This is a genomic window from Stenotrophomonas sp. Marseille-Q4652, assembly GCF_916618915.1.
Lineage (GTDB): Bacteria > Pseudomonadota > Gammaproteobacteria > Xanthomonadales > Xanthomonadaceae > Stenotrophomonas.
This window is the reverse complement of sequence record NZ_CAKAKE010000001.1, coordinates 568573-591834: the sequence shown is the minus strand read 5'-3', so window position 1 is coordinate 591834 and position 23262 is coordinate 568573. Positions and strand designations below refer to the sequence as shown.

Annotated in this window: 22 protein-coding genes and 1 pseudogene; 4 read left to right on the top strand and 19 right to left on the bottom strand. The window is 66.8% G+C overall.

Annotation, left to right across the window (positions count from 1 at the left end; all coding sequences use genetic code 11):
* Positions 1-426: 426 nt before the first annotated feature.
* The 18 genes and pseudogenes from LG380_RS02685 to LG380_RS02600 form a co-directional block, all read right to left on the bottom strand.
* Positions 427-1406 (bottom strand): IS5 family transposase gene (locus tag LG380_RS02685; RefSeq protein ID WP_225763488.1). Its coding sequence is split into 2 segments (ribosomal slippage): positions 427-1136 and positions 1136-1406, totalling 981 coding nucleotides; the frame shifts between segments, so codons are not numbered across the junction.
* Between the two features lie 63 nt (positions 1407-1469).
* On the bottom strand, positions 1470-1619 hold the full coding sequence (locus tag LG380_RS02680; RefSeq protein ID WP_158230263.1) for a hypothetical protein: 150 nt from the start codon (positions 1617-1619) through the stop codon (positions 1470-1472).
* An 87-nt stretch (positions 1620-1706) separates the two neighbouring features.
* Positions 1707-3083: a Dyp-type peroxidase gene (locus LG380_RS02675; RefSeq protein ID WP_225763487.1), complete on the bottom strand. Its 1377-nt coding sequence runs from the start codon at positions 3081-3083 to the stop codon at positions 1707-1709.
* A 1-nt stretch (position 3084) separates the two neighbouring features.
* On the bottom strand, positions 3085-3780 hold the full coding sequence (locus LG380_RS02670) for a hypothetical protein (protein WP_225763486.1): 696 nt from the start codon (positions 3778-3780) through the stop codon (positions 3085-3087).
* A gap of 24 nt (positions 3781-3804) precedes the next feature.
* Complete coding sequence (locus LG380_RS02665; RefSeq protein WP_225763485.1) at positions 3805-4896, bottom strand: catalase family protein; 1092 nt, start codon at positions 4894-4896, stop codon at positions 3805-3807.
* A 252-nt stretch (positions 4897-5148) separates the two neighbouring features.
* A pseudogene (locus LG380_RS02660) lies at positions 5149-5357 on the bottom strand (hypothetical protein).
* Positions 5358-5571: 214 nt separating this feature from the next.
* A protein-coding gene (locus LG380_RS02655) for an IS3 family transposase (protein ID WP_225763484.1) occupies positions 5572-6704 on the bottom strand; the annotation gives its coding sequence in 2 pieces (ribosomal slippage) (positions 5572-6449 and positions 6449-6704; 1134 coding nt in all).
* A 142-nt stretch (positions 6705-6846) separates the two neighbouring features.
* On the bottom strand, positions 6847-8094 hold the full coding sequence (locus LG380_RS02650; RefSeq protein WP_225763483.1) for a glutamate-5-semialdehyde dehydrogenase: 1248 nt from the start codon (positions 8092-8094) through the stop codon (positions 6847-6849).
* Positions 8095-8118: 24 nt separating this feature from the next.
* Positions 8119-9276: a glutamate 5-kinase gene (gene proB, locus LG380_RS02645; protein WP_225763482.1), complete on the bottom strand. Its 1158-nt coding sequence runs from the start codon at positions 9274-9276 to the stop codon at positions 8119-8121.
* 21 nt (positions 9277-9297) lie between these two features.
* The gene (locus tag LG380_RS02640) at positions 9298-9561 is read right to left on the bottom strand and encodes a YciI family protein (RefSeq protein ID WP_225763481.1); all 264 of its coding nucleotides are present in this window, start codon (positions 9559-9561) and stop codon (positions 9298-9300) included.
* Positions 9561-10856 (bottom strand): argininosuccinate lyase, encoded by a 1296-nt coding sequence (gene argH, locus LG380_RS02635; protein ID WP_225763480.1) that lies wholly within the window; start codon positions 10854-10856, stop codon positions 9561-9563. The genes LG380_RS02640 and argH overlap by 1 nt, the downstream gene beginning before the upstream one ends.
* Before the next feature lie 60 nt (positions 10857-10916).
* The gene (gene argC, locus LG380_RS02630) at positions 10917-11870 is read right to left on the bottom strand and encodes an N-acetyl-gamma-glutamyl-phosphate reductase (protein WP_225763479.1); all 954 of its coding nucleotides are present in this window, start codon (positions 11868-11870) and stop codon (positions 10917-10919) included.
* Complete coding sequence (locus tag LG380_RS02625; RefSeq protein ID WP_225763478.1) at positions 11867-12463, bottom strand: GNAT family protein; 597 nt, start codon at positions 12461-12463, stop codon at positions 11867-11869. The genes argC and LG380_RS02625 overlap by 4 nt, the downstream gene beginning before the upstream one ends.
* Positions 12464-12466: 3 nt before the next feature.
* Positions 12467-13795, bottom strand: coding sequence for an acetylglutamate kinase (locus LG380_RS02620; RefSeq protein ID WP_225763477.1), 1329 nt, complete (start codon positions 13793-13795; stop codon positions 12467-12469).
* Between the two features lie 70 nt (positions 13796-13865).
* Positions 13866-14963 (bottom strand): acetylornithine deacetylase, encoded by a 1098-nt coding sequence (locus LG380_RS02615; protein WP_225763476.1) that lies wholly within the window; start codon positions 14961-14963, stop codon positions 13866-13868.
* A 75-nt stretch (positions 14964-15038) separates the two neighbouring features.
* On the bottom strand, positions 15039-16232 hold the full coding sequence (locus LG380_RS02610) for an argininosuccinate synthase (protein WP_225763475.1): 1194 nt from the start codon (positions 16230-16232) through the stop codon (positions 15039-15041).
* Between the two features lie 28 nt (positions 16233-16260).
* Positions 16261-17271: an N-acetylornithine carbamoyltransferase gene (locus LG380_RS02605; protein ID WP_225763474.1), complete on the bottom strand. Its 1011-nt coding sequence runs from the start codon at positions 17269-17271 to the stop codon at positions 16261-16263.
* A gap of 306 nt (positions 17272-17577) precedes the next feature.
* On the bottom strand, positions 17578-18147 hold the full coding sequence (locus LG380_RS02600) for a hypothetical protein (RefSeq protein WP_225763473.1): 570 nt from the start codon (positions 18145-18147) through the stop codon (positions 17578-17580).
* A gap of 158 nt (positions 18148-18305) precedes the next feature.
* On the opposite strand from LG380_RS02600, the gene cysS reads away from it, so the two are divergent.
* The 3 genes from cysS to LG380_RS02585 all read left to right on the top strand — a co-directional run bounded on the left by cysS (position 18306) and on the right by LG380_RS02585 (position 21455).
* Positions 18306-19706: a cysteine--tRNA ligase gene (gene cysS, locus LG380_RS02595; protein WP_225763472.1), complete on the top strand. Its 1401-nt coding sequence runs from the start codon at positions 18306-18308 to the stop codon at positions 19704-19706.
* 64 nt (positions 19707-19770) lie between these two features.
* The gene (locus tag LG380_RS02590; RefSeq protein ID WP_225763471.1) at positions 19771-20211 is read left to right on the top strand and encodes a SufE family protein; all 441 of its coding nucleotides are present in this window, start codon (positions 19771-19773) and stop codon (positions 20209-20211) included.
* Entirely contained in the window at positions 20208-21455 is a 1248-nt protein-coding gene (locus LG380_RS02585) for an MFS transporter (protein WP_225763470.1), read from the top strand. Before LG380_RS02590 ends, LG380_RS02585 begins: the two co-directional genes overlap by 4 nt.
* Positions 21456-21530: 75 nt before the next feature.
* Here the strand turns inward: LG380_RS02585 and dksA are convergent, their stop codons facing one another.
* Positions 21531-22733: an RNA polymerase-binding protein DksA gene (gene dksA / locus LG380_RS02580; RefSeq protein WP_225763469.1), complete on the bottom strand. Its 1203-nt coding sequence runs from the start codon at positions 22731-22733 to the stop codon at positions 21531-21533.
* A gap of 277 nt (positions 22734-23010) precedes the next feature.
* Here dksA and yidD point away from each other — a divergent pair, with 277 nt between their 5' ends.
* Positions 23011-23262: a membrane protein insertion efficiency factor YidD gene (gene yidD / locus LG380_RS02575; RefSeq protein ID WP_225763468.1), complete on the top strand. Its 252-nt coding sequence runs from the start codon at positions 23011-23013 to the stop codon at positions 23260-23262.

The following is a 23262-nucleotide window of genomic DNA, read 5'->3' as shown; positions in this document are numbered from 1 at the left end:
CCAGCTTCAGCACCTTAGTGAGATGACTGACGGCACGGATGAGGCTGGCAAACGCCGAACGGCCACCGGCACTTGGGCGGCGATGGTAGGAGCCTTGATCCTGGCCCGCATGGCCCATGAAGAGGTGCTATCGGACGAAATTCTTCGTGAAACGCGAGCTTGGATCACTGCGAAAGCAGCGGGATAGGGCTTGAAAAGACGACAGAGGGCTGTGAAGGCCGCTCCATATCTGGCGCGGGTCTGTGGTGGCCTGCACGTTAGACGAGAACGCGGACGATGGGCAGGGCAGGATCGCACCATCGTCAACCCTAAGTAAGGTCTGAACAACACTCATCTGCGTTTGAGCCCCATCCGGTCGGCGTGGATTTCATTGAAACAACGCTTTCATTGCGCCCAATTGGCACAGGTGTGCGGGATTTCCCCGCCTTACAGGCGCACTGGCCCTGCGGCCGGCATCAACTGCCGGCGCACCATCCACAGATTGGACAGCACAAACAGCGTCATCACCTGCGCGGTGTTCTTGGCCAGGCCGCGATAGCGCACCTTGGTGTAGCCAAACTGACGCTTGATCACCCGGAACGGATGCTCGACCTTGGCCCTGAGCCGGGCGATGAAATGTTCCCAGTCCTCGACAACCGCACGTTTGCGCTGGTTCCTGATGGCCCGCACCTTCGAAGGCTTGGCCGCGATCAGAAACCCGGCCTTGCTCTGGCTCAGTTCGATGCGCTTGTCCGCACCGGTATAGCCGCTGTCGCCACACACCGTGTCCTCATCGCCATGCAGCAGCTTATGGGTCTGGGTGATGTCAGCCACTTTGGCCGCCGTGCATTGCACGTGGTGCACCAGGCCAAAGGCATCGTCCACGCCGATGTGCGCCTTCATCCCGAAATACCACTGGTTGCCCTTCCTGGTCTGATGCATGTCCGGGTCACGCTTGCCTTGGGCGTTTTTGGTCGAGCTTGGCGCGGCGATGATCGTGGCATCGACGATCGTCCCGCCGCGCAGACTCAATCCCTTGTTCGACAAGTGCATGTTGACCCGGCCCAGCAGCTTGCTCGCCAGATCATGGATCTCCAACAAACGTCGGAAGTTGAGGATCGTGGTCTCGTCCGGGATCCCGTCCAGCCCACCCAACTGGCAAAGCGACGCATCACCGGCATGTCGTACAGCGCTTCTTCCATGCCCGGATCACTCAATGCATACCACTGCTGCAGCAAGTGGATGCGCAGCATCGTCTCCAGCGCATACGGCTGACGCCCCGGCTGGCCTGACTTGGGATAGTGCGGCTCAATCAGCGACAACAACGCCTTCCACGGCACCACTTGATCCATCTGACCCAGGAACACCTCGCGCCGGGTCTGCTTGCGCTGGCCAAGATCCTCGGCATCACCGAACGTCAGCCGCATCTGCCTGCCTCTCGAAGTTGAAGGCCATTGTCGGCGATACGGCGGGAGTTGTTCAGAGCTTCCCTAGCGAGAGATCGAGCCGCGCTGCGGCGTTTGATCCGGCAGGTCCACTTCCACGTCATCGGCGTAACACCGGCCCCAGCCTTCGGGCAGGTCGTAGCCTTCGATGATCGGATGGCCGCTGGCGTGCCAGTGCGCGCGGGCGTGGCGCAAGGCTTAGGCCACCGTGCCGCCTGGGCACGGTGGCCTCTCAGTGCAGGGCCCGCGAGCACGCATAGCGCCCAGCGCGCCCGCGCCGGCTCAATCGAACTTCCCCTCGCCGATCCAGCGCAGCGCGCTCAATGACGGCATGAACATGTACTCGCCGCCGCGCAGGCGATTGAAGGTACTCACATCGGCCACGCGTCGACGCACTGGCGACTGGGGAATCGTGAAGCTGCCGGGCTCCTCGTGCAGGCCGACGATCGGGTCGCGTTCAGAACCCAGGTCGATGAAGTTGCCGCGATTGATCCATTCCTGCTGCAGGAATTCGATCGTGTCGTAGGCCCGGGCGCTGATGAAGATGAAGAAGATCCCGCGATCCGCCTTGGCATCGTCGGTGCCGGTCACGTCATCGCTCCACTTTGGTCCAAACGTGGACGAACGCCGAATGATGCGATGAATGTGCTCGTCGCTGAGGATCGTCAGCTGGCTCCCCCGCGGATTGAGGCGGCGCATATGTGCCGAATGCGGGCACATCCGACCAAGGGCATCATGCTGGTAGTCGAAATCGTTGTTGCGTTGCGGGTCGGCGCCGAGCTCGGGATCGTCTCGTTCCGGCGCTAGCGGTAGCGGCGCGCCGGAGCGCCAGCGTCCGAACATCTTCGCGGCAAGAGCATGCTGGGCCTGCTTGTCCTCGCCTGCATGTATGCGCATGAAATCGTTGAACGCACCCACCCGGCTTTCGTACTTGCGCATCACCACGAACGAGCCGTTGCGCCCCAATACGTCCGGCTGGGGCATGCGCAACGGCGCACCGGCTTCGCTGTTTTCCCCGAGGATGAACTCTCCCGCAGCGATCGCACGCTGCTGCCCGGGCTGTGGTTCCACGCCAGCGCCAGCCACTGTTGGCTGCGAAATCGAATCGCGGAAGCCGAATGGATTCTGGGCATCGGCGTCGGCGCCGAAACGGTGCGTTGCCAGCAAGGTCACGCCACTGCAGGCATTTAGCTCGCCCATGGCTTTGTCCACCGCAACATCCAGATGTACTTCATCGCGCGCATAGATGGTCAGGGCGATATGGCAATTGCCCGGTTTGAACACTTCCTCCCAAGTCTCTGGAGCGTTTTCCCCGAAGTCACGCAGCTGTTCGGCGCGTGCTGCCATTCCCTGCCGGAACGACAGGGGGAAGCTCTCCAGCGAGGACCGCGGCAATCCAAGCGCCTTGAGCCCTTCGTGACTGATGGCCACGCCGATCCAGGTATCAAGCTCCTCGGTCCAGCCGGAAGCAGTGGGGACATGCGGGGCGAGCCGGCGCAGCAGATCGCGCCCACCGGCCGGCTGTTCCACGTGCAGCAAAGCATGAATCCCGACGTAAGGCTCAGGACGCGATCGCAGGATGAGCGCCTGGATGTCATCGAGGTTCAGGGTCACCCGGTCACGACGGAAACGGGCAGCAAGGTCAGCGAGCAGGCCCATGTCAGTAATCCACCCCCTGCGGGACGGAGATGGCCTGCTCCAGCGTCTCCAGCGCTGCACGCGTGGTCGCATCCATCTGCGTATTTTCGGACATCGTATCCAAGAAGGCCTGCAACGCCTTGTCCATGCGTTGGTAACGGCGCACGTCCACTACCGTGACCTGGGGATTGGCGACAAACCAACCGGCCGCGTCGATCTGGTGATCGGCGATGAAATCCTTGACCTGCGGACTGTCGATGCCAGGCCAGCCCTCCACGTTGGCGAACAACAGGTCCATCAAGCCTGGAATCTTGGTGGCGAAATCGTTGATGTAGGTATCCCAGTCACCATCGTAGGCCGTGGCGAACAGGATCCGCGTGTCGTCATCGAACAACACAAACCGCATGTCATGAAGCGTGGACACGCGTTGCGCGCCGTCGAAATTGCCCCCGGTCAGGCCGAAGATGCGCCTGAGCCGATCCGCGCCACCGGGCTTGAGCGTGGCGATGGCCGACAACTCGGAGACATTTCCCGACTGCCGACCGGCGCGACCGGCGCTTTGGGAGCTGCCCTTGTAGGCATCGTTGTGTTGCTTGATCAAGGCTTCGAGCGCGATCCTGGCAAGCTTTGGCAAGTCCTGCGCCAGTTCGCCAGCAAGGCGCCGGATCTCCTCCGGCTTGGTCTCATCGGCGAGGCGTGGATCATTCGACGTGGTCATCGGGGGTCCTTGTCGTGGGAAGGCTCAATCCGGGATATCGGCCAGATGCTCCGGCTCGACCCGCGGTTGGGTGTTCATGGCATGGCGGAAACTGCTGGAACGCTCATACGCGGCGCGGCGGATGCGCATGATCCCGCCCAACGGACGATGGGCCTGCACGCCATTCCAGGGATTGAACGACAACACGTCGTCGCCGTAGACCCGGCGTGCGGGCGTATAGGGCGCCTGCGGGGCAAAGCGCAGCGTCGCAAGCGGCATGTGCGGCGAGGCATCCTCGTCCCAGCGCACGGCTGCATCCTCCACAGGCATCTTCGCTACGTCGGTGCACAACTGCGCCCGCAGCGTGTACTCGGCGCCATGACGCGCGAAATGCTGCTCGATCACATCCCGCATCGTCGAGAAGCCGACATCCTCCACGGCCACCCCGGTCAGTGCGCGCACATCGTTGGACGCTGGCACCAGCGAAAGCTTGGCCACGTAGTCGCCGAAACGCAGGGCGCCCTGCGTGTGGTAGGACTCTCCCAGCGGGTTGTGGTTGTCGCGCCCCAGGCCCTCGAGCGTCGCACCGGGCGTCCCGCCCAGCGCTTCGACTGCTTCCTTGGTACCGCGTGCGAGCCCGGCGACGATCCGCTGGAAGATGTCCGGCGCGTGTGCGTTCTTCTCCAGCACGCCCAGCAGTGTCTTGTACTTGGGGATGGTGCCAAAGGCGAGCACGGGGAAGTTCACCATCAGGAAATCCTGATTGCGGCCTCCGATCTGCGGTGACAGACGTTCGCCGTCCACACCGATCAGCTTGATTGCGAACCCGCGCGGCGCCGGGATCGCATCGGAGTGGATATCGCCGGGCGCCGAGGACAGGCGCGCCACCACGCCGTAGGTCGCGGGCCTGCGGAATATCCCCTGCGCAAGTGCTGGCGGGAGGTCCGAATGGACGGACAACTCCCCTTTGAGGACCGCGTGCGATTTTGCATGCGCATCGCGAATGGCATGCCGATGGCGCTCATAGGCAGCACGGCTACCTTCGGCCATCTGCGTGACGATCTCCTCGATCAGACGATCCTCGTCTTCGTCGACGTTTTCCAGTGCTTCGCTGTAAAGAACGGGTTGATCGACCATGGATCTCCTGCGTCGATAGGCATGGCATGCGGTTGTCCGGCACGCCGCCATACGACAGGGTATTGGGGATTACGATACTGGACATGCAAGCGTGATGAGGCCATGAAGCCGCTCGCTTCATGGCCTCGGGTTGCAGAAGGTTGGCTCGCTTTCGGCACGCCCTGGCCTCGCCGCGTCGGTCCACGCATGAGCGGTGCGTGCCGAGACTTTCCGGTGGGAAGCGTTGGCCTGCTCAACCGATGACCCGCCGGGTCAAGGACGGCACGAAGCTGAGAAGTAGCGCGGGATCAGCTGCGGGGTCTGGTCCGGCAGTTCGACTTCCACTTCGTCGACATAGCACTAGCCCCAGCCTTCGGGCGGCTCGTAGCCTTCGATGATCGGATGGCCGAGCATTACTCGTAGCCCAGCGCGCTTGGCGTGACATCGACAATCTGGTCTTCATGCGTGCAGCGCGGGCGCATGGCTTTCCTCGGGGGGGAGGGGCAGGACGGGCTGGCGCGATGCCGGGTATTGATGGATCTGGGAGACCACGGCGGCGCCCTCGCCCACGGCGGCCGCAACGCGCTTGACCGACCCGGCGCGCACATCGCCTGGGGTTCGACCAGTACCCAAGGAAAACGCGTGACGCGCCTTTGTGAAATCGAAGTGACCTGCCCCCAGTAGCCGTACCACCCATTACTGGTGGAGCCCGGGGTTGAAGGGTACTGCGGTGGGATGGGTTTGGGTTCGGTGGTTGGCAGCGAACTGGGCCGGCGGGATGCGTCCGCAGCTGCTGTGTGGTCGCACCTGGTTGTAGTCGCGGCGCCACTCGGCGATGACGCTGCGGGATTGGACCAGCGACGTGAACCAATGCTCGTTGAGGCACTCGTCGCGGAACTTGCCGTTGAAGCTCTCGATGTAGCCGTTCTGCATAGGCCGGCCAGGCTCGATTAGCAGGTGTTGGATGCCATGCTGCTGCGCCCATGCGATGAAGGCCCGGCTGGTGAACTCCGGACCGTTGTCCGTGCGCACCGCCCGCGGGTAGCCGCGGAACCGCGCAGCCTGATCCAGCACGCGCACGAGGTAGGCGCCACTGATGCCATGGTCGACCGTGATGTCGACGCACTCGTGGGTAAAGTCGTCGGCGACCGTCAGGCACTTCAGGCGGCGCCCATTGGCCAGCGCGTCGCTGACGAAGTCCATGCTCCATACCGCATTGGGGGCCGTTGCAGACGACAGCCGCTGGCGCTCGCCGGGCGGCCTGCGGACCTTCTTGCGACGACGCACGGCCAGGTTCGCCTCGCGATACAGGCGGTAGACCTTCTTGTGGTTCACAGCCGGGTACTCCGGACGCAGCAGGTCGTGCAGGCGGCGATAGCCGAACCTGCGGCGCGCCTGCGCCAGTTCGATGATGCGCGCTGACAGCGCCTGGTTCGCAGGCGCCTGTTCGGGCCGATGGCGGAAGGCATCGCGGGACAGCCCCGCAAGGCGGCAGGCCCGACGCTCGCTCACCGTGGTGGCTTCGAGCATGCGACGGACCGCCTCGCGCTTGCGTTGTGGGGCTAGCGTTTTACCCCGAAGCCGACCTTGAGCGCTTCGATGTCCAGGTGCGCTTCAGCCAGCAGCCGCTTCAAGCGGTTGTTCTCCGACTCCAGCTCCTTCAGGCGCTTGGCGTCTTCGGCCTCCATGCCGCCGTACTTGGCCCGCCAAGCGTAGAAACTGGCCGGGCTGAAACCGTGCTGCCGGCCCAACTCCGATACCACCATGCCGGCCTCGGCCTGCTTGATGAAGCCAATGATCTGTTCCGTGGTGAAGCGACTCTTGCGCATGTCCGTCCTCTCTGGATGACGGACTCTACCTAGCTTCGGCTGGTATGGCTCAGTGGGGGCAGGTCACCTGCAGGGGCTATTTGGCTGTGGCGAAGCCCCGGCAGCGGTCTGCAGCCGCATGGCCACGCCAGTGGCGTGGGCGTCAGGCGCGGACCTGTCCCTCGCCACGCACGACAAAGCGCTCCACGGTCAGTGCTTCCAGCCCCATCGGGCCGTAGGAATGCAGGCGGGTGGTGGAAATGCCGATCTCCGCGCCCAGGCCCAGCTGGCCACCGTCGGAGAAGCGCGACGAGGCATTGACCATGACCACCGCGCTGCGCAGTGCGGCGACGAAGGCCTCGGCGTTGGCGGGGGTGCGGGTGGCGATGACTTCGGTGTGGTCGGAGGTGTGGCGCTGGATGTGGGCGATGGCGGCCTGCAGGTCGTCGACCACGCGCACGGCCAGCACAAGGTCCAGGTATTCGGTGTCCCAGTCGGCGTCGGTGGCCGGGATCATGTCCGTCACCAGGGCGCGCGATGCGTCATCGCCACGCAGCTCGACGCCACGCTCGCGCAGCGCGACCGCCGCCCTTGGCAGGAATTCGCCAGCGATGTCCCGGTGCACCAGCAGGGTTTCCAGCGCGTTGCAGGCCGAAGGCCGGCTGCACTTGCCGTCGATGAGCAGCCCCAGCGCCTGCTCGATGTCGGCATCGGCATCGACGAACAGGTGGCACACGCCCTTGTAGTGCTTGATCACCGGCACGCGCGCGTGTTCGGCGACGAAACGGATCAGCCCTTCCCCACCGCGCGGGATGGCCAGATCAATGATGTCGGAGAGCTGCAGCAGCTCGAGCATGGTCTCGCGGCGCAGGTCCTCGACCAGGGTCAGCGCGGCCTCGGGTACCCCTGCCGCAGCAAGGGCGCGCTTGAGCGCGGCCGCAATCGCGGTATTGGAATGGATGGCCTCCGAGCCGCCGCGCAGGATCACGCCGTTGCCGGCCTTGATGCACAGCGCCGCGGCATCGGCGGTGACGTTGGGACGGGCCTCGTAGATCATCGCGATCACGCCCAGCGGCACGCGCACCTTCTGCACGCGGATGCCGTTGGGGCGCACGTCGTCGCGGGTCACCTGCCCGACCGGGTCGGCCAGCAGTGCCACTTCACGCACGGCTGCGGCAACGCCGGCAAGACGCACCGGATCCAGGCGCAGGCGGTCGAGCATGGCCGAACCCACGCCCTTGGCTTCGGCGGCGGCCAGATCCCTCGCGTTGGCGGCGAGGATGGCGTCAGCGTCCTCCTCCAGTGCCCGCGCCATCGCCTGCAGCAGGTCGTTCCTGGCGGCGGTGGATAGCTGCGCCAGCACCTGCGCCGCCTGGCGGCATTGCAGGGCCTGCGTGCGGATGTCAGTCATCTGTCACCTCGTTGCGCGGGGGAGTTACAGCAGCACCAGGTCGTCGCGATGGACGATGTTGCCCCCGTAGTTGTAACCGAGGATCGCCTCGATCTCACGCGAGTGGTGGCGGGCGATGCGGCGGATGTCCTGCGCCGAGTACTGGCTGACGCCGCGCGCCACGCTGCGCACGCCGGCTTCGTCGCGCAGCTGGATCTCGACCATGTCACCGCGGCGGAATTCGCCCTCGGCACCGACCACGCCACCGGGCAGCAGCGAGGCGCCCTTGTCCTTGAGCGCAGCAGCGGCGCCGCCATCGACCATGATCGCGCCGGCTTCCACCGGGGCGTGGCGGAGCCAGTACTTGCGTGCGGCCACGCGGCTGCGCCCGGCATGCAGGCGGGTGCCACGCAGCTGGCCCTGGGCCAGGCCGCGCACTACGTCGGCATCACGACCATTGAACAGGTACGTGTCGATGCCGGCCGCGCCGGCCTTGGCCGCGGCCTGCAGCTTGGTGTGCATGCCACCGGTGCCGGCCGAGGTGCCGCTGCCACCGGCCATGGCCAGCACCTCGGCGCCCAGCTCGTGGACCTCGGACACCGGCTGCGCCTGCGGGTCGCGGCGCGGGTCGGCGGTGTACAGGCCATCGATGTCGGTGGCGATGAACAGCGCATCGGCATCAACCAGCGCAGCGACGATGGCGGCCAGGTTGTCGTTGTCGCCGAGCTTGAGCTCGTCGACCGAGACGGTGTCGTTCTCGTTGACTACCGGCAGCGTGCCCAGCGCCAGCAGCTCGTTGAGCGTGGCGCGGGCGTTGAGGTAGCGGCGCCGGTTGCGCAGGTCGTCATGGGTGAGCAGCACCTGCGCGACCGGACGCTCGAAGAAGCGCTGCCACAGGCTGATCAGCCGCGCCTGGCCAAGCGCGGCCAGCGCCTGGCGTGCGGCAATCGAGGCACCGGCCTGCAGCGTGCCCGGCACGATGGCGCGGCCGGCGGCCACCGCGCCGGAGGAGACGATGACAACCTCGCGCCCGGCCAGCACGTTGGCCGAGACGAACTGGGCCAGGCCCAAGGCGAAGCGTGGCGTGAGCCCGCCACCGTCGGCAGCCAGCAGGCTGCTGCCGACCTTGAGGACCGCCCGCCGCCACTCCGGCACCGTCTGGACGGGAAAGGGAGAGGCCTTGTCGGAGGGCATTGTCGTCATGGGCGTCGGGTCAGGGGTGGATCAGTGTACGTTCCATTCGTGGACGGTCAGCGTCGAGGCACCGCGCAGCACCAGCGGATCGCGCGCGACGATGGCCTGCGCATCGGCCAGCGAATCCACGTTGCACAGCACGTAGGCGCCGCCGCGGCCGTCGCTGAAACCGCCGGTCAGCTGCAGCTGGTTGCGCGCGCGCAGTTCGGCGAGGAATTCCCGATGCGGCTGCACCACGTCGGCCGGGAAATCCGGCCGGCGCATCGCCATCACCAGGTACAGCCTGGCGCCCATCAGGCCAGCGCCTGCCAGCGTGCGTTGAGCTCGCCCAGGCGCAGGTCGGCGGCGGCACCGGGAGAGACACGTGCGGCGAGACTGCCTTCCGGCGTGCGCCCCTGCCCGGCCGTATCCGAGGCGGCCGCGGCGGCCTTGTAGGCCTCGCGGAACGGCACGCCGGCCACGGCCGCTTCCACCGCGACATCGGTGGCGTACATGCCCGAGTCAATGGCGGCGCGGATCGCGGTGTCGTTCCAGTCCAGGTTCTCCAGCAGCGCCGGCAGCAGTTCCAGCGCCATCAAGCCGCGGCTGAAACCGTGGACGATCGCGCCCTTGGAGTTCTGCAGGTCGCGCTGGTAACCCGAGGGCAGCGACAGCAACTGCTCGATCTCGGTACGCGCGGCGGCGACCGAGGCGTGGGTCGCGCGCATCAGCTCGACCACGTCCGGGTTGCGCTTGTTGGGCATGATCGACGAGCCGGTGGTGTACTGCGCCGGCAGCCTGACGAAGGCGAACTCGCCGCTGGTGAACAGCGACAGGTCCCACGCGATGCGGCGCAGGTCCAAGGTGGCGCCGCCGAGCGCTTCCAGCGCGGCCAGCTCGAACTTGCCGCGCGAGAGCTGGGCGTAGACCGGGCTGACCTGCATGCGTGCGAAGCCCAGCGCGGCGGTGGTGTGGTCGCGGTCCAGCGGCAGGTTGACGCCGTAGCCGGCGGCGGTGCCCAGCGGGTTGCAGTCCACCAGCTTGCGGGTATCGGCGGCGCGCACGGCGTTGTCGATGAAGGCCTCGGCCCAGCCGGCCCACCACATTCCCGCCGAGGACACCACGGCGCGCTGGATGTGGGTGTAACCCGGCAGCGGCTGTGCCTTCTCGACCTCGGCGCGGTCCAGCGCGACCCTGGCAATCGCCTTGGACAGCTCGGCAACGCGGGCCAGCCTGTCCTTCAGCCACAGGCGGGTGGCGACCAGGATCTGGTCGTTGCGGCTGCGGCCGGTGTGGATGCGGCGGCCGGCATCGCCCAGGCGCTCGGTCAGGCGCGCCTCGATGGCGGAGTGGCAATCCTCGTACTGCTCGTCGAGCACGAAGGCGCCGCTGCGGAAGTCGTCGGCCAGCACCGCCAGCTCGCGCTTGAGCCCTTCCAGCTCTTCGGCCGAGAGGATGCCGATGTGCTGCAGGCCTTCGGCATGCGCGGTGGACGCCTGGATGTCGTACAGGAAGAACTCGCGGTCGAGGATGACGTCATCGCCGGCGAGGAAGGTCTGGATCTTGGCGTCGACGTGGACGCCGGGTTTCTGCCACAACAGCTCTGCCATGTGCTTGCTCCGTGGGCCGGTCGCTGCCGCCCCGTGTTGTTCGTGATGCGGGCCGGCCGCTCAGGGTTCGATGGCGGTCAGCTCGTCCAGGCCCAGGGCCAGGTTGAGGTTCTGCAGCGCCTGCGTCGCCGCGCCCTTGAGCAGGTTGTCCAGGGTGGCGACCACGATCACGCGCTTGCCGCCCGGGGCCAGGGTGAAACCGCCGATCTGCGCGCCGTTGCGGCCGGCGATGCGGCTCACCCACGGCGCGGTGTCGATTACCTCCACCAGCGGTTCACCGGCATACGCAGCCTCGTAGCGCGACCTGACCTGCTCCAGCGTCATCGGCTGGGTCAGCCACAGGTTGACGGTCATGGTGATGCCGCGGAAATGCGGCGCCACGTGCGGCATGAATTCCACCGGAAAGCCGAGATGACCGGTGACCTCGCGCTCGTGCACGTGGTTGGCCAGCGCATACGGCATCAGGTTGCAGGCCAGCAGTTCGGTGTTGTTCTTGTCCGAGGGCGTGGTGCCGGCGCCGGAGTAGCCGCTGACGCCAAAGCACTGCGGCGGGCCGGCCAGCACGTCGAGCATCGGCGAGATCGCCAGCTGCATCGCGGTGGCATAGCAGCCCGGGTTGGAGATGCGCTTGTTGCCGTCGTAGCGGCCGCGGGTCAGTTCCGGCAGGCCGTAGTACCAGCTCGTGTCGAACCGGTAATCGGCCGACAGGTCGACGATCACCGTGTCCGGCTTGGTGGCATCGAGGGCGGCGACGAACGGTGCGGCCAGGCCGTTGGGCAGGGCCAGCACCACGGCATCCACGCCCTTGGCGGCCACGGCCTCGGCGTCGAGGTTCTCGTAGCGCAGCTCGCCGCTGAAGGCGGGATTGTGGTCGGCCACGCGCTGGCCAGCCAGCTCGCGCGAGGACACGAACGCCAGTTCGATGGCCGGGTGCGCGGCCAGCAGGCGGATCAGTTCGCTGCCGGTGTGGCCGCGGGCACCGACGATGCCGAGGGAGAACTTCTTGTCAGTCATGGGTGCGAATCCAGGCGGAACTGCAGGTGGCGCTTCACCCCTGCCCATTCCGAATCGATGATGGAGAAGACGACGGTATCGCGCGGCGTACCGTCGCCATGGCGCTTGTGGTTGCGCAGCACGCCGTCCTGCTTTGCGCCAAGGCGGGCCAGCGCGGTGCGCGAGGCGTGGTTGAACCAGCTGGTCTCGAAGCTGACGCTGATGCAGGCCAGCTGCTCGAACGCGTGGCCGAGCAGCAGCAGCTTGGCCTCGGTGTTGACGCCGGTACGCTGCACGCGCGGTGCATACCAGGTGTAGCCGATGCTGACCCTGGGCACGTCGGCTTCGATGGCGTAGAAGCGCGTGGTGCCGACCACGTCGGCGGCGGCGTCACGCACGACCCACGGCAAAGCCTTGCCTTCGGTCTGGCTGCGCAACGCGGCTTCTACGTAGGCAGGCACGCGCTCGACCGACGGCACGTTGGTGTACCAGAGCCGGTCCAGGCCACTGCCCTCCACGGCCTGCTGCAATGCCGGCACGTGGTCGACCTGCAGCGGCTCCAGCCGCGCGTGACGCCCGGTCAGCGTGGGCACGACGGTCCAGCCGGCGGCCATGGCTCAGCCCTGCAGGCTCGGCGCGCGTGCGGCGCAGTGCCCGACGTAGCCCTTGATGTCGTCGAAGCCATTGGCGCCGTACCAGAACACCTTCCAGTGATCGAGCTTGTAACACCCATCGGACTCGGCGTAGTAGAAGTGGTTGACCGGGTTGCCGTTGCGCGAGCGCCAGAACAGCTGCGGGGTTTCCTCCAGCATCACGTTCCATACCGCGCGGCCCAGGCCTTCGCCCTGCGCATCCTCGAGCACGGCGAACTTGTCCAGGTACACGCCTTCGGCTTCCTGGGTCAGGATCACCGCGGCGCGGTAGTTCTCGCTGACGTAGGCGCGCAGCAGCCGGGTCTTCTGGAAGTAGTCCGGCACCAGGGTGCGGCCGAAGCTGGACTCGATCAGGCCCTTGAGCCGCTCCAGGTCCAGCTCGTCCCACGAGGCCGCCTTGGTCACGCGTTCGCCGCGACGGACCAGGGTGCCCGAGCCCTTGTGGGTGAAAAGTTCCTTGGCCAGGTCCGACGGACGGGTGATGGACACCGACGATTCCAGCGGGAGCTTGTCCAGCAGGTCCTTGATCTGCTCGATCTTGACCCGCATGCCGCCGTGGATCCACGGCTGCGCCATCAGCTGGTCGTACTCGGTGGACAGGTTGATCGAGTCGATCAGCTTGCCGTTCTCGTCGAGCAGGCCACCGGTGCCGGTGAGGAAGATGATCTTGTAGGGCTGCAGTTCCTGCACCAGCTCGTTGGCGGCGAAGTCGGCGTTGACGTTGAGGATCTGGCCGCTGGCTGTCTCCCCCATCGAGGTGATCACCGGGATCGAACCGGCGCGCAGGCTGGCTTCGATCGGCGCCAGGTTGACGCGCTTGACCTCACCGACCAGGCCGTAGGTGTCGCGATCCAGGTACTCGGCCTCGAACACGCCACCGGTGATGGAAGTTGCGCGCGCGCCGTTTTTCTGCAGCGCCTCGACCAGCTTGAGGTTGGACTGCTGGAACACGCGGCGCACGATCGCCAGCGCTTCGGGCGAGGTCACGCGCAGGCCGTTGACGGTCTGCTTCCCGATGCCGGCCGCGGACAGCTCGGTGTCCAGCTGTGGGCCGGCGCCGTGCAGCACGATCGGGGTCAGGCCCACGTCCTGCAGGAACGACAGCGACGAGGTCAGCGCGTCGAGGTCGTCGCGCAGCACCGCGCCGCCGACCTTGACCACCGCGAAGCGCTTGGCATCGAGCTGCGAGAAACGCTTGAGGTACTGGCTGATCTCCTTGGCGCTGGCCATGGAGGAAAGCAGACGCACGATGGTCTGGCGGGTCTGGCGGTGGGCTTGCTGGGAAGGAGACATTGCGGTTTCTTCAGGCGGCGGGGGCCGCAAGGGGGAAAGGGCCGATGGAACCGGGCCGGTGGGTGGCGCCTCAGGCGCCCTGCTGCAGGATGCGCAACACCGAATCGGCGTAGCGCTGCAGCTGCTCGTGGGTGACGAATTCGTCGGCGGTGTGCGCCTGGGCGATGTCACCCGGGCCATACACCATCGTGGTGTAGCCGCCGGCCGAGAACAGCGAGGCCTCGGTCCAGAAATCCACCGCATTGCCGATCGGCAGGTTCAGCGCGTCGGCGACGTCGCGCGCGGCCAGGCGGCGTTCCTCGGCACGGGCGATGTCGCCCGAGGGCAGGCTCGGGCCGCGGAAGGTTTCCTCGAAGTGCGCTGCTTCGGGCTGCGCGAACGAGGCGAAGGTCGCCAGCAGCGCGTCGATGTCCATCGACGGCAGCGGCCGGAAGCCGAAGCGCAGCTCGGCGGCCGGGGCGATCATGTTGGCCTTGATGCCGCCTTCGACGCGGCCGATGTTGAAGCGCAGCCCGGTCAGGCCGCCGAAGCGCTCGTGCGCCAGCGCCTCGACATGGTCCAGCGCCCTGTTGCCCCAGCGCATGGCCTGGTGCAGCGCGGACGCCGACGGATCCTGCTTGCCGGAAGCATGCCCTGCGCGGCCGCTGAACTTCATCAGCACCGAGGAAATGCCGCGATGGGCCAGCACCGCCTCGCTCATGGTCGGCTCGGCCACCAGCACCGCTTCGTAAGGGATGCCACGGGCCAGGAAGGCGGCGATGCAGCGCGGGTCGTTGGCTTCCTCGTCGGAGGAGAACAGGAACGCGGCGTCGCCATCGCAGGCATTGGCCGCGGCTACCAGCGCGGCGGCAGCGCCCTTGATGTCGCATACGCCGAGGCCGACCACGCGGTCGTCGAGGCGGCGCATCACGTGTGGGTCGGCCGACCAGTGCGGGGAATCGGGAACGGTGTCCAGGTGGACGTTGAACAGGTACTTCGGGGTGCCACGTACCGCGTACAGGCTGACCGCACCGGCACCGTGGTCGATGACCTCGACGTTGAAGCCCGGCAGGTTGTCGCGCAGGTAATCGAAGATGCCGCCGGTGGTGATGGCGCGCGGCGGATTGCGGGTGTCGAAGGACACCAGCTTCTCCAGGTGGTCGAGGGTGGCGGACAGCAACGGGGTCATGGCGGGAATCGATGAGGGGGATACAGCAGTGCGCCCCCTTGCAGGGGCGCACCGTGGCTCAGGCAACGCGGGCGATCAGCGGTTGACCGAGGCGTACAGGGTGGAGCTCATGCCGAACAGCTTGATGAAGCCTTCGGCTTCCTCCACGCCCCAGTCGGCCGACTGCGCGTAGGTCGCGCCCTTGGCGTTGAGGATGTGCGGCGAGCGCACGGCCACCGCGTCGACGCGGCCACCGCGGGTTTCCAGCACCACCTCGCCGTTGACCTTGGCCTGCGAGGACTTCAGGAAGGCCTCGATGTCGGTCTTCAGCGGGTCGTGGTAGAAGCCTTCGTACACCAGCTCCACCCACTTGCGGGCCACGTCTGGCTTGAAGCGGTTCTGCTGCTTGGTCAGCACCGCGTCTTCCAGCGCGCGGTGCGCGGCCAGCAGCGACACCAGGCCCGGTGCTTCATAGATGATGCGGCCCTTCAGGCCGATCACGGTGTCGCCGGTGTAGACGCCACGGCCAACGCCGTATGGGGCAAACATCCTGTTGAGCTTGGCCAGGATCTGCTCACCCGGCATTTCCTTGCCGTCCAGCGCCACGGCCTCGCCCTCGACGAACTTCAGGGTGACGTGCAGCGGCTCGACCGGCCACGCGCTGCGCGGCGCGCACCAGGCGCGGGCGCCCTCGCCCGGGGCTTCCCAGCGGTCGATCTCGCCACCGGACATGGTCACGCCCAGCAGGTTCTCGTTGATGGTGTAGGCCTTCTGCTTGGCACGCACGCCAAAGCCACGCTCTTCCAGGTAGGCCTGCTCGTAGGCGCGGGTCTGGGTGTGTTCCTTCTGGATCTCGCGGATCGGGGCGACGATCTCGTAGTCCCCCAGCGCCTTGACCGCCAGGTCGAAACGGACCTGGTCGTTGCCCATGCCGGTGCAGCCGTGGGCGATGGCCCTGGTACCCAGCTCGGCGGCGCGCTTGAGCGCGGCGTCGACGATCAGGTAGCGGTCGGATACCAGCAGCGGGTACTGGCCCTGGTAGGCCTCGCCGGCCCACACGAACGGCTTGACAAAGCCGTCCCAGATCGCCGGGCCGCCGTCGACGGTGACGTGGCTGGCCGCGCCCAGTTCGGCGGCGCGCTTTTCGATGAAGTCGCGCTCCTCGGCATCCACGCCGCCAGTGTCAGCGAACACGGTGTGCACCGCCCAGCCGCGTTCCTGCAGGTAGGGGATGCAGAAGGAGGTATCCAGACCGCCGGAGAAGGCCAGGACGATGTCTTTGTTGCTCATGGGTGGGGGATCCAGTGGTTCGTGGGGTTTATTGGGTGGCCAGCGCAGCCATGATCGCCTTCTGCACGTGCAGGCGGTTCTCGGCTTCGTTGATGGCAATGCACTGCGGCGAATCCATCACCGCGTCGGTGGCCTTGACGTTGCGGCGCAGCGGCAGGCAGTGGCTGAAGACGCCGTTGTTGGTCAGCGCCATCTTCGCCTCGTCGACGATGAAGTGCTTGTACTGGTCGCGGATCGGCTTTTCCGGCTCCCAGTTGCCGAAGAACGGCAGCGCGCCCCAGCTCTTGGCGTAAACGACATCGGCGCCGGTGTAGGCCCTTTGGATGTCATGGCTGACCTGCAGCGAACCGCCGCTCTCGGCGACGTTCTGCTCGGCCCAGCCCATGTAGCGCTCGTCCAGGATGTAGTCCGGGGTCGGGCACAGCAGGGTCACGTCCATGCCCATGCGGGTGGCGATGGTCAGCGCCGAGTTGGCTACCGCGGTGTTCAGCGGCTTGGGGTGGTAGGTCCAGGTCAGCACGTACTTCTTGCCGCGCAGGTCGGTGGTGCCGAAGTGCTCCTGCAGGGCCAGGATGTGGGCCAGCTCCTGGCACGGATGGGTGATGGTCTCCATGTTGATGACCGGCACCGGCGAGTACTTCGCAAAGGCATTGAGCACGCGGTCCTGGCGATCGACCTGCCAGTCGACGAACTTCGGGAAGGCGCGCACGGCCAGGATGTCGGCGTAGCGGCCCAGGACCCGGGCCACCTCGGCGATGTGCTCCTCGGTGTCACCGTCCATCACCGTGCCCAGGTCGAACTCGATCGGCCACGCATCCTTGCCCGGCTGCAGCACCACCGCGTGGCCACCGAGCTGGAAGGCACCCAGCTCGAAGCTGGTGCGGGTGCGCATGGACGGGTTGAAGAACACCAGGGCAATGGACTTGCCCTTGAGCTGGTCGCCGAGCTTGTGCTGCTTGAACAGCGTCGCCTGGGTCAGCAGGGCGTCCAGGTCGGAACGGCTCCAGTCCTGGGTGTTCAGGAAATGCTTGAGGGACATCTATCCATCCTTTGCAGGTGACACCGTTGCCGGTGGTGGGGGCGCGGAATGCGCATTGCCTATGGGAAAACGCAAAAAAGATCAGAAATGAAACCGTTCCGGTGGAGCGGAAACGAAAAAACCCAGCCTGGGCTGGGTTTTCCGAACAGACAGCACGAAGCTCCGGTTACCCAGCGAGGATGTGGGGTTCCGGTCGGCGGGCACGCGACGTCATGCCGGAGGCCATCCGGGCGGCGCTGGTACCAAGCTGGGAACTGTTCGGTTTCATGGCCGGCGATGATGTCACTAGTCCGGGGACCGTGCAAGTCACGGGGTGACTGCGGTCGAGGACTCGCTGACCGGACCCAGATCCGGGGTAACGGAGACCCGCAGGCGCAGGCGGTTGCCCGGATCCTCGGGCAGGCGCGAGCGGTACTTGGTGCCCTTGTAGACGTAATCCACGTCGTAGGCGATCGGGCGGCGGAACTCACGGCCCACCTCGACGATGCGGCAGTCCGGGGTCAGCAGCGTGGAGTTGGGCGGCCGGGCGGCCAGCTTGGCGGCCTCGCGCGCCTCCGGATCCTCGTCATCGCGCCGGAAGATGTTGCGCACCGAATCCATGAAGCGGCCGAAACGCCCCTTCTCCTCCTCGGCGGTGACGGTGACCGGGTCCAGGGTCCGGGTGGTAACCGGGATGCAGTGCTCCTCGGTGCGCGTGGCACGCAGGACCTGGAACACCGGCTCGACATTGAGCACCTGGGCGTAGTCGTAGCGCACGTTCTCCACGATCACCACGCGGTTGCGCTGGTCCGGATCCTGCGACTGGTCCTGGGCGACGCTCGGCAGGGCAACACATGCAAGCAGGCAGACCAGGGGAGACAACAGGACGGGATTCATTGGTACCAGTCAGTCGGGCAACGGCAACAGTGTAGGCACGTACGCCCACGTAGGTCTGAACATTACCCCTCCAGCGCCCGCCTGCCCAGCCGCCCGTGCCCGGTGGCGGCCGGGCCGGTAGAATCACAGGGCTTTCCTTCCTCCCCCCGACGCACTCCATGACCCTGCGCCTGCACAACAACCTGACGCGGCAGCTCGAGCCGTTCTCCCCGATCGACCCGGCCTGCCCCACCATGTATGTCTGCGGCCCGACGGTCTACAACTACGTGCACATCGGCAACGCGCGTGGCCCGGTGGTGTTCGGCGTGCTGGCCAAGCTGCTGCGCCGTCGCTATGGCGCGCTGCGTTATGCCCGCAACATCACGGACGTGGACGACAAGATCAACGCCGCCGCGAGCGAACAGGGCGTGCCGATTTCGGTGATCACCGATCGTTTTGCCCAGGCCTACCGCGAGGACATGGCTGCGCTGGGCGTGAGCGGCGACTCCGCCCCGGACATCGAGCCGACGGCCACCGGCCATATCGCGCAGATGATCGCCATGTGCGAACAGCTCATCGCCGAAGGCCACGCCTACGCGGCCGAGGGCCACGTGCTGTTCTCGGTGGCCAGCTTCCCCGGCTACGGCAAGCTCTCGCGCCGCGACCCCGAGGAAATGCTGGCCGGTGCCCGCGTCGAGGTCGCCCCGTACAAGCGCGACGCCGGCGACTTCGTGCTGTGGAAGCCCTCGACCGAGGACCTGCCCGGCTGGGATTCGCCTTGGGGCCGCGGCCGCCCGGGCTGGCACATCGAGTGCTCGGCGATGGCTGCCGCGCACCTGGGCCAGACCATCGACATCCATGCCGGCGGCGTGGACCTGCAGTTTCCGCACCACGAGAACGAGATCGCGCAGAGCGAGTGCGCCCATGGCGGGGCGCCGTTCGCGCGGTTCTGGCTGCACAACGGCATGCTCAACTTCGGCGGCGCCAAGATGAGCAAGTCGCTGGGCAACATCGAGCGCGTCCATGACCTGGTCCGCCAGCACCCGCCCGAGGCGCTTCGCCTTGCCCTGCTCTCGGCCCACTACCGGCAGCCGCTGGACTGGTCCGACGCGCTGATCGAGCAGTCGGTGCGTACCCTGGACCGCTTGTACGGCACCCTGCGCGACCTGGCCGACGTGCCGGCCGGGCCGGTGATCCCGGCCGAGATCGAGGCCGCGCTGGACGACGACCTCAACACCCCGCTGGCCCTGTCGGTGCTGGCGCGGCTGGCCAGCCAGGCACGCCAGGCCCTGGCCGCCGACGGCAATGCCGGCGAGGTCGATCTTTCGGCGGTGAAGTCGCAGCTGCTCGGCGCAGGCCTGGCCTTGGGCCTGCTGCAGCAGTCGCCGGGCGAGTGGTTCAACCGTGGCGCCGGCAATGACGACGATGCCCGCATCCAGGCCCTGATCGACGAGCGCATCGCCGCCAAGAAGGCCCGCGACTTCGCCCGCGCCGATGCCATCCGCGACCAGCTGGCCGCCGGGAACATCATCCTGGAAGACACCCCGCAGGGCGTCCGCTGGGTCCGCAAGCACGGCTGAGCCGACCGGCACGCCGCACGCCCTGCAGGTCCGGCCTGCGGGGCGTCCATCAAAGAAGAGCACGATGACCGATTCCCCGTTTCCGCTTGAACCCACCGCCGCCGAGGCCCAGGCCGCCATTGCCGAGGAGTTCTCGTTCTTCGGTGACTGGTCCGAGCGCTACCAGTACCTGATCGACCTCGGCCGCAAGCTGCCGCCGTTCCCCGAAGAGTGGAAGACCGAGGAGCACCGCCTGCACGGCTGCCAGTCGATGGTGTGGATCGTGCCGGAGGGCAATGCCGAACAGCTGCGCTTCCATGCCATCAGTGACTCGGCCATTGTCTCGGGGCTGATCTACCTGGCCCTGCGCGTGTACTCCGGGCGCTCGGCGCAGGAGATCCTGGCCACCGAGCCGGACTACGTGGCCTCCATCGGCCTGGCCCGGCACCTGTCGCCGACCCGCAGCAACGGCCTGGCGGCGATGCTGGCCTTCATCCGCGAAACCGCGCAGTCGCAGCAGCAGTGAGCGGGCCCCGGCCCGGCGAGGACGTCCCGGCACCCTTGCTGGCCCAGCCGGGCTTCATCGCGCTGCTGCTGTACCGCATCACCGCGATGCTGTCCTACCAGATCGTCGCGGTGACGGTCGGCTGGCACATCTACGAAATCACCCGCAATCCGTTCTCGCTGGGCCTGATCGGCCTGGCCGAAGTGCTCCCCTACTTCTGCGTGGCCCCGTTTGCCGGCTACCTGGTCGACCACTTGCCGCGGCGCCGCCTGGGCATGGCCGCCTGCGCCGGGCTGGTGCTGACGGCCTTGATCCTGGTCGGCGTGGCCAGTGGCTGGCTGCCGTTTGACGGGGTGTGGCCGATCTACGCGGCGATCGCCCTGACCGGCATGGTCCGCGCCTTCCTGTCGCCGATCTACAACGCGCTGTTCGCGCGGGTGCTGGCACGCGGCCAGTTCGCCCGGGGGGCGGGCGTGGGCAGCGTGGTGTTCCAGGCCGGCATGGTGATCGGCCCCGCCCTGGGCGGCGTGCTGGTGGCCTGGGGAGGCAAGGGCGTGGCCTACGGCGTGGCGGCTGCGGCCGCGCTGCTGGCGTTGTGGGCACTGGCGGCGCTGAAGGTGGAAGAGCCCCCTGCCCCGGCCCATCCCGCGCCGATCTTCGCCAGCATCGCCGAGGGAGCGCGCTTTGTCTGGAACACCCCGGTGATGCTCGGCGCAATGGCGCTGGACATGTTCTCGGTGCTGCTTGGCGGCGTGGTGGCGATGCTGCCGGCCTTCATCCAGGAAATCCTGCACTACGGTCCGGAAGGCCTGGGCATCCTGCGCGCAGCCCCGGCGCTGGGCTCGGTGGTGGTCGGCCTGTGGCTGGCCCGCCGACCCCTGCAGCGCCACGCCGGCCCGGTACTGCTCACCGCCGTGGCGGGGTTCGGCCTGTGCGTGATTGCCTTCGGTCTGTCGCGCAGCTTCTGGCTGTCGGCGACGATCCTGCTGTTCTACGGCGCGTTTGACGGGGTGTCGGTGGTGGTGCGCTCGACCATCCTGCAGCTGGCCACGCCGGATGAAATGCGTGGGCGGGTGTCCTCGATCAACGGCCTGTTCATCAGCTCGTCCAACGAACTGGGCGCGTTCTACGCCGGCACCATGGCGCGCTGGCTCGGCCTGGTCCCGGCGGTGGTGCTGGGCGGCTGCGCGGTACTGGGCGTGGCCGGCATCACCGCCTGGAAGAACCCGATCCTGCGCCGGCTGAACCTGCGCGACCTGCACTGAGGGCGGTTTCCAGCCACCCTGCAGGCAACAAAAAACCCGGCTTGCGCCGGGTTTTTCGTGTGGATCGGAGACCGGTCAGTCGCCCTGCTGCTTCTGCAGGTGCTCCCAGCGCTCCTGCGCATCGATGGTGCGCTCGGCGGTGAGACGGGCCTCCAGACGCTCCAGGCCAATTTCCTCGCCCGTATCGACGCAGTAGCCGTAGTCGCCGGCTTCCAAGCGCTTGAGCGTGCTGTCGATCTTGCCGATCAGCTTGCGGTAGCGGTCGCGGGTACGCAGTTCCAGCGAGTTCTCGGTCTCGCGGGTCGCACGCTCGGCCTCGTCGCCGATGTCACGCACTTCCTCGCGCAGGTTCTCGATGGTCTGCTTGGACTCCTCGACCAGGTCGGCGCGCCACTGCATCAGTCGCTGGCGGAAGTACTCCTGCTGCAGCGGACTCATGTATTCCTCTTCCGCGCTGGGCTTGTAACCCTCGGGCAGGATCGGGCGGCCGGTGGCCTCGTCGGTCTTGTACTCGACCACCTTGTACTTGCTGCGCGGGGCCGGCGCGGTGGAGCGGGCGGTCACGGCAACAGCAACCTTGCCGACCGGGCGCGTGGCTTTCGGGGCGGCAGGAGCGGCGGTGGTTCTTGCGGGGGATTTCGAAACAGGCACGGGATTCTTGGATTGCGGGGCCTTGGACGCGGTGGCCGGCTTGGCGGTCGGCTTGGGAGCCGGAGCTGGAGCTGGCGTAGCGGCCTTGGCCGGGACAGGCTTGGCCGGCACCGGCGCGGGAGCCGGTTTCGGTACGGACTTGCTTACAGACTTGGAAACGGACGGCTTGGCCGCCTTGGTCGGTGCGGCCTTCGCGACTGCCGGCCTGGCGGTCTTGCTGGCTGCAACCTTGGTGGTCTTGGCGACCTTGGCAACCTTCGCTGCCTTGGCCGGCTGCTTGGTCACCTTCTTGACGGGAGCCTTGGCGACCTTGGCCGCCTTGGCGGGCGACTTGACGGACGTCTTGGCCACCTTTGTGGTCCTGGTCGACTTCGGCGCCGGCTTCGCCGCTGCCTTGGTCACTTTCTTTGCCGGGGCCTTGGCCGCGGACGTGGTCTTCTTTGCCGGCGCCTTGGCCACGGCCTTCTTGGCAGCGGCCTTCTTCACCGGCTGCTTGGCCACCGCCTTCTTGGCCACCTTGGCGACCGGCTTCTTGGCGACAGTCTTAGCCGCGGCCTTCTTGGCAACAGGCTTGGCGGTTTTCTTGGCGGCCTTGACGGCCTTTTTTGCAGGTTTTTTAGCAGCCACGAAACGCTCTTCCTTGGTTCCCCCGGGGCCCGGGAAAGCGGGCCTTTATAGCCTACCCGACCAGCAGCAGCAACCACGCCCGGGACCCTGTAAACAAAAGGGCTTGCCGTATGCGTGGGAACGGTCCTTGTGTACGTAACCGGACCGTTTCGCGCAGTTCGGAACGAAACCAACGGCGACGTGCCGTTGGCTGGGCACAGGCCAGACCGACCTGATGCACCATCGAGCCATCCTGCGCCAAACGCGGGGATAATGCCAACTGGCTTATGATTCCGGCGTGACAACCCGCCTGCTCATCGCGCTGCTGCGCTTCTACAAGCGATTCATCAGCCCCCTGCTCGGCCCGCGCTGCCGCTTCGTGCCCAGCTGTTCGGAATACGCGATGGAAGCGATCACCTGCCACGGTCCGCTGCGTGGCGGCTGGCTGACGATCCGCAGGCTCGGCCGCTGCCATCCGCTGCACCCCGGCGGCTTCGACCCCGTCCCGCCGGCCGACACTCCCTCTTGCCGCTGCACAGGAAAACACTGA

What these genes read in the sequence shown, in the direction of transcription:
- LG380_RS02675 (WP_225763487.1), bottom strand. Translation starts at nt 3,083, where the DNA reads ATGGGCCTGCTCGCTGACCTTGCTGCCCGTTTCCGTCGTGACCGGGTG.
- LG380_RS02670 (WP_225763486.1), bottom strand. Translation starts at nt 3,780, where the DNA reads ATGACCACGTCGAATGATCCACGCCTCGCCGATGAGACCAAGCCGGAG.
- LG380_RS02665 (WP_225763485.1), bottom strand. Translation starts at nt 4,896, where the DNA reads ATGGTCGATCAACCCGTTCTTTACAGCGAAGCACTGGAAAACGTCGAC.
- LG380_RS02650 (WP_225763483.1), bottom strand. Translation starts at nt 8,094, where the DNA reads ATGACTGACATCCGCACGCAGGCCCTGCAATGCCGCCAGGCGGCGCAG.
- proB (WP_225763482.1), bottom strand. Translation starts at nt 9,276, where the DNA reads ATGACGACAATGCCCTCCGACAAGGCCTCTCCCTTTCCCGTCCAGACG.
- LG380_RS02640 (WP_225763481.1), bottom strand. Translation starts at nt 9,561, where the DNA reads ATGGGCGCCAGGCTGTACCTGGTGATGGCGATGCGCCGGCCGGATTTC.
- argH (WP_225763480.1), bottom strand. Translation starts at nt 10,856, where the DNA reads ATGGCAGAGCTGTTGTGGCAGAAACCCGGCGTCCACGTCGACGCCAAG.
- argC (WP_225763479.1), bottom strand. Translation starts at nt 11,870, where the DNA reads ATGACTGACAAGAAGTTCTCCCTCGGCATCGTCGGTGCCCGCGGCCAC.
- LG380_RS02625 (WP_225763478.1), bottom strand. Translation starts at nt 12,463, where the DNA reads ATGGCCGCCGGCTGGACCGTCGTGCCCACGCTGACCGGGCGTCACGCG.
- LG380_RS02620 (WP_225763477.1), bottom strand. Translation starts at nt 13,795, where the DNA reads ATGTCTCCTTCCCAGCAAGCCCACCGCCAGACCCGCCAGACCATCGTG.
- LG380_RS02615 (WP_225763476.1), bottom strand. Translation starts at nt 14,963, where the DNA reads ATGACCCCGTTGCTGTCCGCCACCCTCGACCACCTGGAGAAGCTGGTG.
- LG380_RS02610 (WP_225763475.1), bottom strand. Translation starts at nt 16,232, where the DNA reads ATGAGCAACAAAGACATCGTCCTGGCCTTCTCCGGCGGTCTGGATACC.
- LG380_RS02605 (WP_225763474.1), bottom strand. Translation starts at nt 17,271, where the DNA reads ATGTCCCTCAAGCATTTCCTGAACACCCAGGACTGGAGCCGTTCCGAC.
- LG380_RS02600 (WP_225763473.1), bottom strand. Translation starts at nt 18,147, where the DNA reads ATGAATCCCGTCCTGTTGTCTCCCCTGGTCTGCCTGCTTGCATGTGTT.
- cysS (WP_225763472.1), top strand. Translation starts at nt 18,306, where the DNA reads ATGACCCTGCGCCTGCACAACAACCTGACGCGGCAGCTCGAGCCGTTC.
- LG380_RS02590 (WP_225763471.1), top strand. Translation starts at nt 19,771, where the DNA reads ATGACCGATTCCCCGTTTCCGCTTGAACCCACCGCCGCCGAGGCCCAG.